Annotated in this window: 10 protein-coding genes; all 10 read left to right on the top strand. The window is 35.3% G+C overall.

The window, feature by feature from the left end:
- The first annotated feature begins 21 nt into the window (after positions 1-21).
- The 10 genes from E1J38_RS03240 (at position 22) to E1J38_RS03195 (ending at position 17,280) form a co-directional block, all read left to right on the top strand.
- Positions 22-3,111, top strand: coding sequence for a TAT-variant-translocated molybdopterin oxidoreductase (locus E1J38_RS03240; protein ID WP_133355872.1), 3,090 nt, complete (start codon positions 22-24; stop codon positions 3,109-3,111).
- A gap of 28 nt (positions 3,112-3,139) precedes the next feature.
- Positions 3,140-4,591 (top strand): NrfD/PsrC family molybdoenzyme membrane anchor subunit, encoded by a 1,452-nt coding sequence (gene nrfD, locus E1J38_RS03235; RefSeq protein ID WP_133355873.1) that lies wholly within the window; start codon positions 3,140-3,142, stop codon positions 4,589-4,591.
- A 9-nt stretch (positions 4,592-4,600) separates the two neighbouring features.
- Positions 4,601-5,134 (top strand): DUF3341 domain-containing protein, encoded by a 534-nt coding sequence (locus tag E1J38_RS03230; protein ID WP_133355874.1) that lies wholly within the window; start codon positions 4,601-4,603, stop codon positions 5,132-5,134.
- A gap of 9 nt (positions 5,135-5,143) precedes the next feature.
- A complete protein-coding gene (locus tag E1J38_RS03225) occupies positions 5,144-5,695 on the top strand; it encodes a c-type cytochrome (RefSeq protein WP_186525807.1) in 552 nt (183 codons plus the stop codon).
- A 20-nt stretch (positions 5,696-5,715) separates the two neighbouring features.
- A complete protein-coding gene (locus E1J38_RS03220) occupies positions 5,716-7,071 on the top strand; it encodes a quinol:cytochrome C oxidoreductase (protein WP_133355875.1) in 1,356 nt (451 codons plus the stop codon).
- 31 nt (positions 7,072-7,102) lie between these two features.
- Positions 7,103-8,179, top strand: coding sequence for a cytochrome c oxidase subunit II (locus E1J38_RS03215; RefSeq protein WP_133355876.1), 1,077 nt, complete (start codon positions 7,103-7,105; stop codon positions 8,177-8,179).
- Positions 8,180-8,208: 29 nt separating this feature from the next.
- On the top strand, positions 8,209-9,999 hold the full coding sequence (locus E1J38_RS03210; RefSeq protein WP_133355877.1) for a cytochrome c oxidase subunit I: 1,791 nt from the start codon (positions 8,209-8,211) through the stop codon (positions 9,997-9,999).
- 235 nt (positions 10,000-10,234) lie between these two features.
- Positions 10,235-14,395 (top strand): gliding motility-associated C-terminal domain-containing protein, encoded by a 4,161-nt coding sequence (locus E1J38_RS03205; protein ID WP_133355878.1) that lies wholly within the window; start codon positions 10,235-10,237, stop codon positions 14,393-14,395.
- Between the two features lie 25 nt (positions 14,396-14,420).
- A complete protein-coding gene (locus E1J38_RS03200; RefSeq protein ID WP_133355879.1) occupies positions 14,421-15,377 on the top strand; it encodes a PorP/SprF family type IX secretion system membrane protein in 957 nt (318 codons plus the stop codon).
- 16 nt (positions 15,378-15,393) lie between these two features.
- Positions 15,394-17,280 (top strand): OmpA family protein, encoded by a 1,887-nt coding sequence (locus tag E1J38_RS03195; protein WP_133355880.1) that lies wholly within the window; start codon positions 15,394-15,396, stop codon positions 17,278-17,280.
- Positions 17,281-17,307: the final 27 nt, after the last annotated feature.

The raw sequence follows: 17,307 nt of genomic DNA, 5'->3' as shown, positions 1-17,307 counted from the left end.
GAAGTAATTCAATTATATCATATGTCATCAAACAAGAAATACTGGAAAAGTGTTGAAGAACTAAAAGATGGTTCTATTGTTGAGACGCTAAAACAAAACGAGTTTGTTCAAGAAATTCCAGTAGATGAATTTTTAGGAGATAAAGAAGCTTTAGAAGGAAGTTCTACTACTCGTCGCGATTTCTTAAAATATGTAGGTTTTAGTACGGCAGCAGCGTCATTGGCTGCCTGTGAAGGTCCTGTAAAAAAATCAATTCCTTACGTAGTGCAACCAGAGGAAATAATTCCAGGTGTTGCTAACTACTATGCTACTACTGTAGCTGATGGATTTGATTTTGCAAGTGTTTTAGTAAAAACTCGTGAAGGTCGTCCAATTAAAATTGAAAATAATGCCTTAGCCACTACTCATGGAAGTGCCAACGCTAGAGTGAATGCTTCGGTTTTAGGATTGTATGATAGTTTAAGAGTTCAAGGCCCTAAGAAAGGTGGAGAAAATTCTTCTTGGGATGAATTAGATGCTGAAGTAACTTCAGAATTAGCCAAAGCTGCTAGTGCAGGCAAAGATATTGTGTTATTAACACAAACCTTTGCTAGCCCATCAACAAGTAAGTTGATTTCTGAGTTCAAAGAAAAATATGGTAATGTTCGTCATGTTGTTTATGATGCTGTTTCAGAATCTGCTGCACTAGATGCTTACCAAGCAAAATATGGAGAGCGTGGTCTTGCAGATTACGATTTCTCTAAAGCCATGACCATTGTGTCTGTTGGAGCCGATTTCTTGGGAGATTGGCAAGGAGGTGGATTTGATTCTGGCTACGCTAAAAATAGAATCCCTGATCATGGGAAAATGTCTCGTCATATTCAGTTTGAATCTAATATGTCATTGACAGGGGCAAACGCCGATAAACGAGTACCAATGATACCTAGTCAGCAAAAATTAGCTTTGGCTAAATTGCATAGCTTACTTGTTGGTGGTGGTTTTTCAGAAAGTTTACCAGAGCATATAGAAGATGCGGTACAAAAAGCAGCATCTCAACTTAAAAAGGCAGGAAGTAATGGTGTAGTTGTTACAGGAATACAAGATATCAATGCACAAACCGTTGTTTTAGAAATAAATGAAGCTTTGGCTAGTAAAGCATTTGATCCTAAAACACCTGTTAAAACTAGACAAGGTAGTAACCAGAATGTAGCTGCCTTAGTATCTGATTTAAAAGCGGGTAAAATAGGTGTGTTACTTATGGCTGGTGTTAATCCAGTATATACATTAGCAAATGCTTCAGATTTTGTTGAAGGATTAAAAAATACATTCTCTGTAGCTTTTTCAATGAAAGCAGACGAGACTTCAACTTTAGCTAATTACATAGCTGCTGCGCCTCACTATTTAGAGTCTTGGGGAGATACTGAAATCAAGAAAGGGCATTATGCTTTAACGCAACCAACTATTCGACCATTATTCAATACAAGACAATTTCAAGAGTCTTTATTAAAATGGACCGAAAACGATTCTACATATTCAGATTACATAAAGGAAACTTGGGGAACCAGTATTTTAGGAGGTAGTTCGTTCAACCAAGCATTACACGATGGTGTATTTGTTGGTGAAATTGCTACTGAAACAGAAGATACAGCGGAAGCTGGAGATGAAGCAGAGACACCATCTAGCAATCCTGCTAGTGCCTTAGTAAAATCGACTAATGCAAATGATGGTTTAGAACTTACACTTTATACAAAAACTGGAATGGGTGACGGCCAACAAGCCAATAACCCATGGTTACAAGAGTTTCCAGATCCAATAACAAGAACCTCTTGGGATAACTACTTAACGGTTTCTAAAGCTGATGCTGAAGTATTAGGTTTAGTAAATGAACACGAGGCTACTGGAGCGTTAAACGGAAGTTATGCCAATGTAACTGTTAACGGAACCACTGTTACAGTGCCAGTAATCATTCAGCCAGGTCAAGCTAAAGGGTCTGTAGGTTTATCATTTGGTTATGGTAGAACTGCAGGATTAAAAGAAGAAATGCAAACAGGTGTAAATGCCTATGCTTTATATAATAACTTTAACAATGTACAAAATGTAACAGTTGAGGCTGCTTCAGGAATGCATGAATTTGCATGTGTTCAGTTGCACAATACCTTAATGGGACGTGGAGATATTCTTAAAGAAACTATCTTAGAAGTATTTAATACTAAAGATAAAAAGTACTGGAATGCTATTCCAACAGTATCTTTAAATCATGAACCAGTTCCAGTAGATTCACCTGAGGTTGATTTATGGGATGAGTTTGATCGATCTATTGGGCATCACTTCAATTTATCTATTGATTTAAATGCTTGTACAGGATGTGGTGCTTGTGTGATAGCATGTCATGCAGAAAACAATGTGCCAGTAGTTGGTAAAGAAGAAGTACGTAGATCTCGAGATATGCACTGGTTGCGTATCGATAGATATTACTCATCAGAAGAATCTTTTGAAGGTGATAACAACAAGAAAGATGAAATTTCTGGTTTAGGAAGTTCATTAAGTGAGTTTAATGAAATGGAATCTGCGGCAGATAACCCTCAGGTAGCATTTCAACCAGTAATGTGTCAGCACTGTAACCATGCACCTTGTGAAACAGTATGCCCTGTAGCAGCAACATCGCATGGTCGTCAAGGACAGAATCATATGGCTTATAACCGTTGTGTTGGTACCAGATACTGTGCTAACAACTGTCCTTATAAAGTACGTCGCTTTAACTGGTTCCTATACACTGGAAATGATGAGTTTGATTATCATATGAATGATGATTTAGGGCGTATGGTACTGAATCCAGATGTAGTGGTTCGTTCTCGTGGAGTAATGGAAAAATGTTCTATGTGTATTCAAATGACACAAAAAACTATCTTAGATGCTAAACGTGATGGACGTCCTATTAAAGATGGAGAATTACAAACAGCTTGTTCTGCAGCTTGTAGTAGTGGAGCTATGACCTTTGGAGATATCAATGATAAGGAAAGTAAAGTTGCAAAACTTAAGAAAGATAACCGTATGTATCACTTGTTAGAGCATGTTGGAACAAAACCAAATGTGATGTATCAAACTAAAGTGAGAAATACAACAGAAGCATAAATCTAATTAAAGAATCAATTATATAATTATGGCGTCTCATTACGAAGCACCTATTAGAAGACCTTTAGTTACAGGCGATAAATCATACCACGATGTAACTGTGGATGTAGCAAAACCTGTAGAAGGAAAAGCAAATAAACAGTGGTGGATTGTTTTTGGAATTGCACTGACAGCTTTTCTATGGGGAATTGGATGTATTATTTATACAATATCTACAGGTATTGGAACTTGGGGTTTAAATAAAACCGTAGGTTGGGCTTGGGATATTACTAACTTTGTTTGGTGGGTAGGTATTGGTCACGCAGGAACTCTTATTTCTGCAGTACTTTTATTATTTCGTCAAAAATGGAGAATGGCTATTAACCGATCTGCGGAAGCAATGACCATTTTCTCGGTAGTTCAAGCAGGTTTGTTCCCAATTATTCACATGGGGCGTCCATGGCTTGGGTATTGGGTATTACCAATTCCAAACCAATTTGGATCGCTTTGGGTAAATTTTAACTCACCGTTACTTTGGGACGTATTTGCAATTTCAACTTATTTATCGGTGTCATTAGTATTCTGGTGGACTGGTTTATTACCCGATTTTGCCATGTTACGTGATAGAGCTATTAAACCATTTCAAAAGAAAATATATTCATTACTAAGTTTTGGATGGTCTGGTCGTGCAAAAGATTGGCAGCGTTTTGAAGAAGTATCTTTAGTTCTTGCTGGTTTAGCAACACCTTTAGTGCTTTCTGTACATACTATTGTATCGTTTGACTTTGCTACTTCTGTAATTCCTGGTTGGCATACTACCATCTTCCCACCTTATTTCGTTGCTGGTGCAGTATTCTCAGGATTTGCTATGGTTAATACACTGCTTATTATTATGCGTAAGGTATGTAACCTTGAAGATTATATCACTGTACAGCATATTGAGTTGATGAACATTATCATTATGATTACAGGTTCTATTGTTGGTGTAGCTTATATAACAGAGTTATTTATTGCATGGTATTCTGGAGTAGAATATGAGCAATATGCATTCTTAAACAGAGCAACAGGGCCTTACTGGTGGGCTTATTGGGCTATGATGACCTGTAATGTATTCTCACCTCAATTCATGTGGTTCAAGAAATTAAGAACTAGTATTATGTTCTCATTTGTAATCTCAATTGTTGTAAATATAGGAATGTGGTTTGAGCGCTTTGTTATTATCGTAACATCGTTACACAGAGATTATTTACCATCATCATGGACAATGTTCTCTCCAACGTTTGTAGATATAGGGATATTTATAGGAACCATCGGATTCTTCTTCGTATTGTTCTTACTATATTCAAGAACATTCCCTGTAATTGCTCAGGCTGAGGTAAAAACAATTTTAAAATCTTCTGGAGAAAAATATAAGAACTTGCGTGAAGCAGGAAAAAGTTTAGTGGGTACTGGTGTTGATGCTAGAACTTCAGGAGGTAACAATAAAGAAACAAAAAACTAAAAGTAGCATATGGAAGCTTCAAAAGTAATTCACGCTATTTATACCGATGATGATGTACTAATGTCTGCTGTTAAAAAGGTTAAGGCAGAGAAACATCATATAGAAGAAATATACACACCGTTTCCTGTTCATGGGCTAGATAAGGCTATGGGCTTAGCTCCAACGCGTATTGCTATTACGGCTTTTATGTACGGTTTGGTTGGTTTAACGGTAGCTATAGTCATGATGAATTTTATCATGATAAAAGACTGGCCGCAAAACATTGGTGGTAAACCAAGTTTTAGTTATTTAGAAAACATGCCAGCATTTGTACCAATTATGTTTGAGTTAACAGTGTTTTTTGCTGCGCACTTAATGGTAATTACGTTTTATTTACGTAGTAGAATGTGGCCATTTAAAAAGGCTGAAAACCCAGATCCGAGAACTACTGATGACCATTTTTTAATGGAGGTAGCAGTTCATGGAAATGAAAGTGAATTAGAAGAATTACTTAAAGAAACTGGGGCTGTAGAAATTAATTTAGTAGATAAAGAAGCGCATTAATATAGTAATATGAAAGGCTTAATTAAAATATTAGTAATAGCAATCGTTTTTGTAGCAGTATCATGTAAAAAAGATACAGCTCCTAATTACCAATTCATGCCTAATATGTATGAATCTGAAGGGTATGAAACTTATGGTGAAGCTGCTTTCCGTAACGGGCTTGAAGCTCAATTACCTGCTGAGGGTAGTGTGCCTAGAGGTCATATACCTTTTGATATTGAAAACACAACAGAAGGTTATGATTTAGCAAAAGCTACTCTAACGAGTCCTTTAGATTCTACCCAAGTAGATTTAGTTACAGGAAAAGAGTTATATGAAATTTACTGTGGTATTTGTCACGGAACTAAAGGAGACGGAAAGGGTAATTTAGTGAAACGCGAAAAAATATTAGGTATTCCAAGTTATGACGATGCTGGTAGAGCTATAACAGCAGGAAGTATTTATCACACTATTTACTATGGTAAGAACAGTATGGGATCTTATGCTAACCAATTGAATGAGAATGAGCGTTGGCAAGTGGTTTCATACGTGTTAAAGTTAAAAGCAGATTTAGAAAAGTAAGAAGATAAGATTATATAGATATGTATACATTTTCAAAAAAATTAAAGACATTTTCTATCATTCTAATGGTGTTAGGACTATTAGGTGTAGGTTATGGTTTTATGACATCTCATAAATCTTTTGAAGAAGTTGAACACTTATTAGAGTCCGAAGCACATCATGGAGGTGGACATGGAGAAGCTACGCACGTTACACATGCCGAAGCATCTCATGATGCACATGCTTCAGATACTCATGGAGAAACTGCTCATGCAGGAGATGAACATACAAAACATATTGAGCATGTACAGCACCAAATAGCTAACAGACCTTGGGCGGCATTGTATGTTGCTGCATTCTTCTTTATGATGATTGCACTTGGTGTTTTAGCTTTTTATGCTATTCAGGTAGCATCACAAGCAGGGTGGTCTCCAGTGCTCTTTAGAGTAATGGAAGGCATTACTTCTTATTTGTTACCAGGTGCTATAGTAGTGGTTTTAATTGCCATAGCTTCTGGAACTATTGGGCATTACAACTTGTTTATTTGGATGGATCCTGAGGTTGTAGAACATGATAAACTAATCCAAGGTAAATCGGCTTGGTTAAATCTAACGGGCTTTATTATTAGAGCCACCATATTTATAGCTGGTTGGAGTTTATACCGCCATTTTTCTCGCAAGTTTTCAATTGCTCAAGACACTGCAGATGATAATAAAAACTTTAAAAAATCATTTCGTATTGCTGCTGGGTTCTTAGTATTCTTTATTTACACAGAATCTATGATGTCTTGGGATTGGATCATGAGTGTAGACCCTCACTGGTTTTCAACATTATTTGGTTGGTACGTATTTGCAAGTATGTTTGTAAGTGGAATTACGGTAATTGCATTAATATCACTATATCTAAAATCTAGAGGCTACTTAGATTTTGTGAATGAAAACCATTTACATGATGTTGCAAAATACATGTTTGCATTTAGTATTTTTTGGACATACTTATGGTTCTCACAATTCATGCTTATTTGGTATTCAAACATACCAGAAGAGGTAACATATTTTATAGCAAGATTTAATGATTACAAATTACCATTCTTGGGTATGGTAGCTTTAAACTTTGTATTTCCAATATTAATGTTAATGAACGCCGATTACAAACGTATTCCTTGGTTTGTTGTAATGACAGGTCTGGTTATTTTATTCGGTCATTATATTGATATATTTAACATGATTATGCCAGCTACGGTTGGAGATAGATGGTTTATCGGGATTCCAGAAATTAGCTCAATATTATTATTCGCTGGGTTATTTATTTTTGTTGTATTTACTGCTTTAACAAAAGCACCATTACTTGTAAAAAGATACCCTTTTAGAAAAGAAAGCGAAGATTTTCATTATTAATTAAAGAATTAAATAAAGACGAACAATACCAATGACTGCTTTATTAACAATTATAGTTTTAGTATTTATTTTAATCGCCATTTGGCAAATGGTTAAAATATTCGATTTGGCACAAGCTAAGAGTGGAGGTGATGAGATTCCCGGAGTAGCCACAGACAAGGATAATTCCTTAAACGGATATTTGATGATGGGCTTTTTAGCGTTCATTTATGTAATTACCATTGTAAGTTGCGTAAAATGGGGCGATTTACCTTTATTGTCAAATTCGGCTTCAGAGCACGGGCCAACTATTGACAACCTGATGATTATATCATTAGTAATCATCTTTTTTGTGCAAACCGTTACTCAATTCTTGTTACATTATTTCGCATTTAAATATAAAGGTGAAAAAGGAAAGCAAGCGTTATTCTTTGCAGATAATAATAAATTAGAAGCTATCTGGACTATTATTCCTGTAATTGTGTTAGCTGGGTTAATTATTTACGGATTAAACACTTGGATTAATATCATGGGTGTTGATGAAAGTGATGATCCTATTGTTATAGAATTATATGCACAACAGTTTAACTGGAAAGCAAGATATGCTGGAGCCGATAACACATTAGGTAAAGCCAATGTTCGTTTAATTGATATTGACCGTGCTAATATTTTAGGATTAGATGAAGCTGATCCTAATGCGCAAGATGATATTATTACTACAGAATTACATTTACCAAAAGGTAGACCTGTGTTGTTTAAAATGCGTTCACAAGATGTGTTACACTCAGCATACATGCCGCATTTTAGAGCACAAATGAACTGTGTGCCTGGAATGATTACTCAGTTTGGTTTTACACCTACTAAAACAACAGCAGAAATGCGTGCAACACAACAAATGAAAGACAAGGTTGCTAATATTAATGAAATTAGAGTTGAAAATAGTAAAGAGTTAATAGCAAAAGGCGAGGAAGCTTTAGAGCGCTATGAATTTGATTATGTTCTTATATGTAACAAGATATGTGGAAAATCACATTATAATATGCAAATGAAAATTGTAGTAGAAGAGGAAGAAGAATTCAATGCATGGTTAAAAGAACAGAAAGAATTTAAAAACTCTCTAATTAACTAATTTAAAAAAAGAAAAAACGATATAAGATTATGTCAGCACACGCAGATACTCACGCACACGACGACCACGGACATCATCATAAAGAAACGTTTGTTACTAAATATATATTTAGTCAGGATCATAAAATGATTGCTAAACAGTACTTGGTAACAGGTACAATTATGGGGGTTATTGGTGTAATTATGTCATTGTTGTTCCGTATGCAAATTGCATGGCCAGAGCAACCAAACGTAATATTTGAAGCACTTTTAGGGAAATGGGCTCCAGAAGGTGTTATGGATGCCGATATATATTTAGCATTAGTAACCATTCATGGTACCATCATGGTATTTTTTGTTCTTACTGCCGGATTAAGTGGTACGTTTAGTAACTTACTTATTCCTCTTCAGATTGGGGCTCGTGATATGGCTTCAGGCTTCTTAAATATGGTGTCATACTGGTTATTCTTTTTATCTAGTGTGGTGATGGTGATTTCATTATTCGTATCTGCAGGACCAGCAGCAGCTGGTTGGACTATTTACCCGCCATTATCAGCATTACCTATGGCGCAAGGTGGTTCTGGAACTGGTATGACTTTATGGTTAGTATCTATGGCAATCTTTATTGCATCATCATTACTTGGGTCATTAAATTACATAGTAACGGTATTAAACCTTAGAACTAAAGGGATGTCTATGACTAGATTACCTTTAACTATTTGGGCATTTTTCATTACTGCTGTTATAGGTGTTATTTCGTTTCCAGTACTTCTATCTGCAGCTTTACTGTTAATAATGGATAGAAGTTTTGGTACATCCTTCTTCTTGTCAGATATATTTATTCAAGGCGAAGTGCTACACTATCAAGGTGGTTCTCCGGTTTTATTTGAGCACTTATTCTGGTTCCTAGGACACCCTGAGGTATATATTGTTATATTGCCTGCAATGGGATTAGTTTCTGAGATTATGGCAACAAACTCACGTAAACCAATTTTTGGTTACAGAGCTATGATTGCTTCTATTCTAGCAATTGCTTTCCTTTCAACAATTGTTTGGGGACATCACATGTTCGTATCAGGAATGAATCCATTCCTAGGGTCTGTATTTACTTTTACAACGTTGTTAATTGCAATTCCATCTGCAGTAAAAGCATTTAACTGGATTACAACTATATGGAAGGGTAATCTACAGATGAATCCAGCTATGTTATTCTCAATTGGTTTTGTATCTACGTTTATAACTGGTGGTTTAACAGGTATTATTCTTGGAGATAGTGCTCTAGATATTAATGTTCATGATACTTATTTTGTGGTTGCACACTTCCACTTGGTAATGGGTATCTCTGCATTATACGGTATGTTTGCAGGTATTTATCACTGGTATCCTAGAATGTATGGAAGAATGCTCAATAAAAATTTAGGATATATTCATTTTTGGGTAACAGCAGTTTGTGCTTATGGAGTGTTCTTTCCAATGCATTTTATTGGTATGGCAGGATTGCCACGTCGATATTATACAAATAGTAACTTCCCATTATTTGATGATGTTTCAAACGTGAATGTTATTATTACCATATTTGCTTTAATTGGAGGAGCAGTACAAATAGTGTATTTATACAACTTCTTTGTGAGTATCTACTATGGTAAGAAAACAGTTCAAAACCCATGGCGCTCAACTACTTTAGAATGGACAGCACCAATTAAGCATATCCATGGAAACTGGGAAGGAGAGATACCTCACGTGTACCGTTGGTCTTATGATTATAGTAAACCAGGACATGATGAAGACTTTGTTCCTCAGAATGTTCCCTTAAAAGAAGGTGAAGAAGAACTTCAGCATTAGAAAATAAATTCTTGATAAATAAACGATAAAACCCATCTATTATAGGCGGGTTTTATCGTTTAAATGTAATTTTTTTCGATAAAACAAAAAATAATCAAAAAAATATCGTTGAAATACAAAAAAATCAGTTAAATTGCGTTGTGTAATTAAATTGTAAGATTAATTCTATTTAAAAGAAAGAATAATTTTCAATCAATAATAGAAACATGTAATCTTTGATTTTAATATTTCAGCAATGACAACCAAACCCTCATTTAAGAAAGTTCTTAGAAAAACTTTCTTTATTTTAACATTCTTGTGGACATCATACTCCAGCTTTGCCCAATGTCCTACAATTACCGATCCCAGCCCTACTATTTGTAATGCCTCTGGTTATACTTTTGCTAATTTAACCTCAGACTATGCAACTGATAATGGTAGTGGTATTGTATGGTACAGTGCTTCTACAGGAGGAAGTACTTTTAATCCAAACGAATTAGTTGAAGAAGGAATTTATTACGCAGATGATAATTCTGGGACCTGTGGTTCTAGAGCCCCAATAAGTGTAAGCTTTCAGTTAAGTCCTTCTAATCAAAATTTAGATCAAATTTATTGCAGTAATGAAAATGCAACTATTCAAACGTATATTGATGATGTGTTGCAGGCCAGTATCCCGCCGGCAGGCTCTGTTAGTATTTACTATGATTTTAATTTGACAAACTTGGCAAATACTACTGATGCTCTTATTGGTGGAGCAGCTAATTACTATATTGTTTTTATAGATAATGGAGGTTGTGAAAGCCAAATTAAAATAGGGCAAGTAGGTGTGTTTACCTCACCTCAGGACCCTACTCCCCTAAGTAATCAGCAATTTTGTTCTACAGGAAATCCTATGGTGGGTAATTTAGATCCAGGAACAACGTCAACAAATATTAACTGGTACGAAAATTTAGATGCTTTAGGAGACCCAATACCTCCAGCGTTATCATCTTTAACAGCATTGGTCAACGGGAATACGTATTATGTACAAGTAGATGATATATTTTGTGTTAGTAATCCTGTAGCTGTTACAGTAGCAATAGATACCCCTGTTGATCCTGGCACACCAGGAACTTTGGAGTATTGTAATGATAATTTACCAGCAAGTGATTTTAACTTATTTGATGAGTTAGGAGGAACACCAGATACAACAGGAACATGGTCAGGACCAATAGCAACTTCAAACGGACATTTAGGAACTGTTAATCTCTCTACTTTAACAGGTGGAAATTATACGTTTACATATACAGTACCAAGTAATGGAATGTGTCCTGATGGTATATCATCAGTTTCTATAACCGTATATGAAACTCTAACATCAGGCATACCATCAGGGTTAAACCCAGCAACTTTTTGTGAATCTCAATTACCAATAGGTTTTGATCTATTTACACTACTATCAGGTTTTGACCCTAATGGACAGTGGGCACAAGGAACTTTAAGCACAGATCCAGTGGTTACAAGCTCTATAGATTTAAGTGGTTTTACTCCGGGAACTTATAATTTTACTTATAGTCAAAATTTAGCGCCTAGCCCTTGTTTAGAAGAATCTACAACGGTTCAAGTAACGGTACTTCAAGATCCAAATGCTGGAAATGCAGTAAATCAAACATTCTGTGAAAACGATTTAGCATCTAATTCTCCTTTTAATTTATTTGATGCCTTAGATGGGTCACAAGATCATAATAGTGGTACATGGACTGACGCATCCAATGTAACAATTTCAAATTCAATTGATATAACAGGATTTACCGTTGCAGGGAGCCCATATACTTTTAATTACACCATTGATAATGGTTCTTGTTTTGATACAGAACCAATTACAATAACCATTGAACCTGCTCCAGAATCTGGGATTCTAGTATCTTCTTTTCCTGATTATTGTGAAGGAGAAGCGCCTTCAAGTTATAATTTATTCGATTTATTGGAGGGAGAGGATCAAACAGGAACATGGTATGTAGGAACAGATAATACAGGAACTACTATTTCAAATTCAGTAGATTTATCAGGGTATACTCCAGGAATATATGATTTTACTTTTGATGTAGACGCTATAGGAAGTTGTGACGATGTATTAGTTAGCGTTTCTGTTACTATTAATCCGTTACCAAATACTGGAAATCCAACACCCGCTACATTTTGTGAAAATGATTTAGCACCTAATTCGCCATTGAGTTTATTAGGGCAATTATCAGGTCAAGACGCTGGAGGAAATTGGTCAGATGATGATACTACGGGTGCTTTAAATGGAACTGATGTAGATCTTACTTTATTATCAGTCGGTTCTTATAATTTCACTTATTCTATAACAGACCTTAATGGATGTTCAAACAGTTCAACCGTTGTAGTAACGGTTGATGATGCCCCAGAATCGGGAACGCCTAATGGATCATTAGAACTTTGCGCAGCAGAATTAACAGCTGGTCAAACGGTTAACTTATTTGATTTATTAGAAGATGAAGACCAAACAGGGACGTGGAATGATGATGATACAACAGGAGCTTTGTCTGGAAACACCCTTACTGTAGATGGTCTTGCAGATGGAACTTACAATTTTACCTATGATGTTACATCTATAGGTACTTGTGATGATGTTTTAGTAACTGTAACGGTTGTTATAAACGACCCGCCACCGCCAACAGCATCACCTAGTCAATCATTTTGTGATACTGGAACTATAGGGGATATTACAGTTACTGGAACCAATATACAATGGTATGATCAAGCCACTGGGGGCACACCTCTTAGTAATACAGTTGATTTAACCGATGGAGGAACTTATTATGCATCTCAAACCGACCCGATTACAGGTTGTGAATCTTCGATTAGAACTTTGGTAACAGCTTCTGTAAACCAAACACCTGTAGCTGGAAATCCAGTAACACCAATAACTGAATGTAATAACAATGCTAATATTGATTTATTTACAACTTTAGATGGAACTCAAGATACTGGAGGAGTATGGCAAGATATTGATGGAACAGGAGCAGTTTCAGGTAGTACGCTAGATGGTACAATGCTTGCAGCAGGCACTTATAATTTCACATATTTTATAGCGGCTAATTCACCTTGTTTAGATGCCAGTGTTAACGTTGTTTTAACTATAGAAGAATCTTTTAACCCAGGAACTTCAGCGTCAATTAATTTATGTAGTGATAGTGGTACAACCGATTTATTTCCTCTTTTAGGGGGAGCAGATATAGGAGGCTCATGGTCTCCAATCTTAACAAGTGGAACCGGAGTCTTTGACCCAGCATTAGATGCTGCAGGGGTTTACACATATTCTTTAGATAATACTTGCGGTACTGTAAGTAGTACGGTAACAGTAACAATTACACAAATAGCAAATGCAGGAACAGATAATTCTGTAACAATATGTATTGCAGATGGACCAACCGATTTATTTAGTTATTTAGGAGGTGCAGACACAGGAGGAACTTGGTCCCCCACATTAGCAAGTGGGACAGGGGAATTTGATCCATTAGTTGATGTAGATGGAGATTACACCTATACAATTCTACCAACGACTCCTTGTGACGTAGGTGCCAGCGCAATAATAACAGTAGCAGTAGGTGATAGTGTTGCGCCAACAGTTATAAATCCAAATCCATCGTATTGTAAAGTTGATAATCCAACAATCGGTGATTTAGATTCAAACTTATCTGCAACAGGAACCATTATGTGGTATGCAGATGCTACTTTAACAATAGTTTTACAGCCAACAGATCCCTTAATTGATGGTGAAGATTATTTCGCAACGCAAACAGGCACTAGTGGATGTCCGTCATCAACATCTGTACAAGTTGATGTAACTGTTAGCGATACACCAACACCAACTTTGGAAGATACTAATATGGAGTATTGTATCAATGATGAACCCACAATAATGAATCTTACAAATAATATAGCAGAGTACAGTTCTAATGCTAATAATGTTAATTGGTATGATTCTGAAACAGGAGGTTCTGCGCTCAGCAGTGCTATAGAACTTTCAAACGCTACAACCTATTATGCCGTATTAATAGACCCTATTACAGGATGTGAAAGTAGTACACGTTTACCAGTTACTCCAGATTTAACAGGTTGTGATGTTGCACGACTGCCTGACGGATTCTCACCAAATGGCGATGGTATTAATGATACCTATGATTATGATAACCTAGACATTCTGTATCCAAATTTTGAAATGGAAATCTATAATAGGTATGGAAATATTGTTTATAAGGGAAATGCAAGTACACCCAGATTTAATGGAAAATCTAATCAATCCAGTACAATGGGAAGTGGCAATTTGCCCGTAGGAGTTTATTATTATATTTTCAATTTTAATGATGGTGTAAATAAGCCTAAACAAGGCAGATTATACTTAAATAGATAATGATTAACAAAGCAAAATTTATAAAATGAAACATTTAAATAAATATTATAAGATAGTTGCTTTGTTAGGTTTGACATTTATGTCTCTTCAAAGCTTTGGACAACAAGACCCTCAATTTACACAATATATGTATAACATGAGTGTAATAAACCCTGCTTATGCTACAGCAGATGAAGCTATTTTAAATTTAGGAGGGTTATATAGAACACAATGGGTTGGTATTGAAGGTGCGCCAAAAACAGGAACCTTTTTTGCTCATACACCTATTAATGATAAAATTGAAATAGGTATATCACTTACCAATGATAATATTGGCGATGTTGTTCAGGAAAATAACATGTATGCAGATTTTGCCTACGTGTTACCAGTTGGTTTAGAAGGAAAACTGTCCTTAGGATTAAAAGCAGGATTGACATTTTTTGATGTGAACTTTAATGACTTCGTCTTACAGTCAGGTGCTTCTTCTACAGATATTGCCTTTAATGAGAATATTAGTAAGACTTTCCCTAATTTAGGAATAGGAGCTTTTTACTTTACTGATAATTATTATTTAGGGTTATCAGCTCCCAATATGCTTACTACAAAGCATATTGAAACTGAAAACGGTATAACCGCATCCGGTGTTGAAGCTATCCACTTCTTTTTAACAGGAGGTTATGTATTTGATTTGAATCCAAACTTAAAGTTTAAACCTGCCTTTATGGCTAAATCTGTTAAGGGAGCACCAGTTGCTTTAGATATAACAGCTAATGTTTTAATCAATGAAAAACTGGAAGCTGGATTAGGATACCGGTTGGATGATGCCGTTAGTGGTTTAGTTAGTTTTAGAGTGAAACCAGATTTAAGAATAGGTTATGCTTACGATTTTACAACGACTAACCTTGGCGATTTTAATTCTGGATCTCATGAAATTTTCATTTTGTTTGATGTGGATTTATTCGGACTTAAAGGTGGTTATGATCGTTCTCCTAGATTCTTTTAAAATAATAACAGAAAAGATGAAAAAACACATATATATACTTGCAGGTCTTTTATTGGTTAGCGGAATCACTTTCGCTCAAAATAGCAATTTAAAAAAGGCTCATAAACTTTTTGAGATGAAAGCTTACGCCGATGCTGTTGAAATTTATGAAACCAATGACCGTTCAAAAGAGGTGCTTCAAAATTTGGCAGATAGTTATTACTTTAACTTCAATATGGAAAAAGCCATAAATACGTACAAAGAGTTATTAGCTAAATATGGAGATTCTATTAGCAAAGATTTAAGGTTTAGGTATGCTCAAGCCTTAAAAGGTGCAAAAAAATATAAAGAAGCAGATATTCAACTAAGTAAATATTATGGTGAAGTAGTAGATACCGATACTTTTGTTGAATTGAATAAGAAAACAACACCTCATATTTTCAATCTTAAAATACTAGATGATACCAATTCAACCAGTGATTTCGGCTTGTCTTTTTATGATGATGATAAAGTAGTATTTGCTTCAACCAGGAACAATGAAAATCCAACCTACAGTTGGAATAATCTGCCTTATTTAGACTTGTATAGTGCTACACTATCTGAAGATGGTAAACTAGAAAATATCACTTCTTTTTCAGGAGAAGTAAATACAAAATCTCATGAAAGTAATGCTACCTTTAGTATAGATGGTAAAACTATGTATTTTAATAGAACTAATGGTTCAAGGGTAAAAGTGGATGGAGAGAGAATTGCTCATATTAAAATATTTAAGGCAGAATTAATTGATGGAAAATGGACTAATGTTAAAGCATTACCATTTAACTCTAATTCGTATAGCACTGAACACCCTAGTTTAAGTAAAGATGGTAAAACACTTTATTTTGCAAGTGATATGCCCGGAACCTTAGGTAGTTTTGATATTTATAAAGTGGCTATCAATGATGATGGAACCTATGGTGAGCCAGAAAACTTAGGAGATAAAATAAATACAAAACACCGGGAACAATTTCCTTATATCAGTGATTTGAATGCGTTGTATTTTGCATCAGATGGTCATTTGGGTTATGGCGGATTGGATGTATTTAGAAGTAATTCTATTAACGGAAGTTTTGATAAACCAGTAAATTTAGGAAGTTCTATAAATAGTAGTTTTGATGACTTTGCCTATGTTATTAATGAAAAGAGTGATCAAGGTTATATGTCGTCTAACAGAACAGGTCATGATCAGTTATATAGTTTTTCAAGAGAAGAGAATATCTTAACCAAGTATTTGGTTGAAGGTCTAGTTCAAGATAAAAATACCAAGGAGTTATTGTCTGGGTCATTAGTGACTTTATTTGATGATAACGGAAATGTACTTCAAGATTCTATTGTAGGAAGCAAAGCAGATTATCTTTTTAAAATAGAGCCAAATAAAAAGTATAAGATAAGAGGTACAAGAAAAGCATACATTCCACAAGATGTTGAGTTCTCTACAGATAGTCAAGGTAAGATTAGCCATAATATTTATTTGTCATTAGAATCATTTGCTGATGCCGAAGAACGCGTTAAAGAGGACGGAGATGGTGATGTTAAGATTCAGTTAGACAAAATATATTTCGATTATGATAAATCTAATATTCGAAAGGATGCAGCCATTACTCTGAATGTGTTGGTAGACTTAATGAAGAAATATTCATCGATGGAAGTAGAAGTATCAGCACATACAGATGCCAGAGGTTCAAGTCAATACAATTTAGATTTGTCTAAACGGAGGGCAGCTTCAACACTAGAATATTTAGTGAGTCAAGGTATAGAAAGAAACCGATTAAAGAGTATTGGCTATGGAGAAATGCAACCACTAAACAAATGTATTGAAGAAGGTATATGTGAAGATGAGGAGTATGATATCAACAGACGGTGTGAGTTTACCATTTTAAATTAACCAAACCATAAATTTAGTTCAACCAAA

The organism is Seonamhaeicola sediminis (assembly GCF_004358095.2).
Taxonomy (GTDB): domain Bacteria; phylum Bacteroidota; class Bacteroidia; order Flavobacteriales; family Flavobacteriaceae; genus Seonamhaeicola; species Seonamhaeicola sediminis.
The sequence above is the reverse complement of the archived record's forward strand: the minus strand, read 5'-3'. Positions and strand labels throughout refer to the sequence as shown.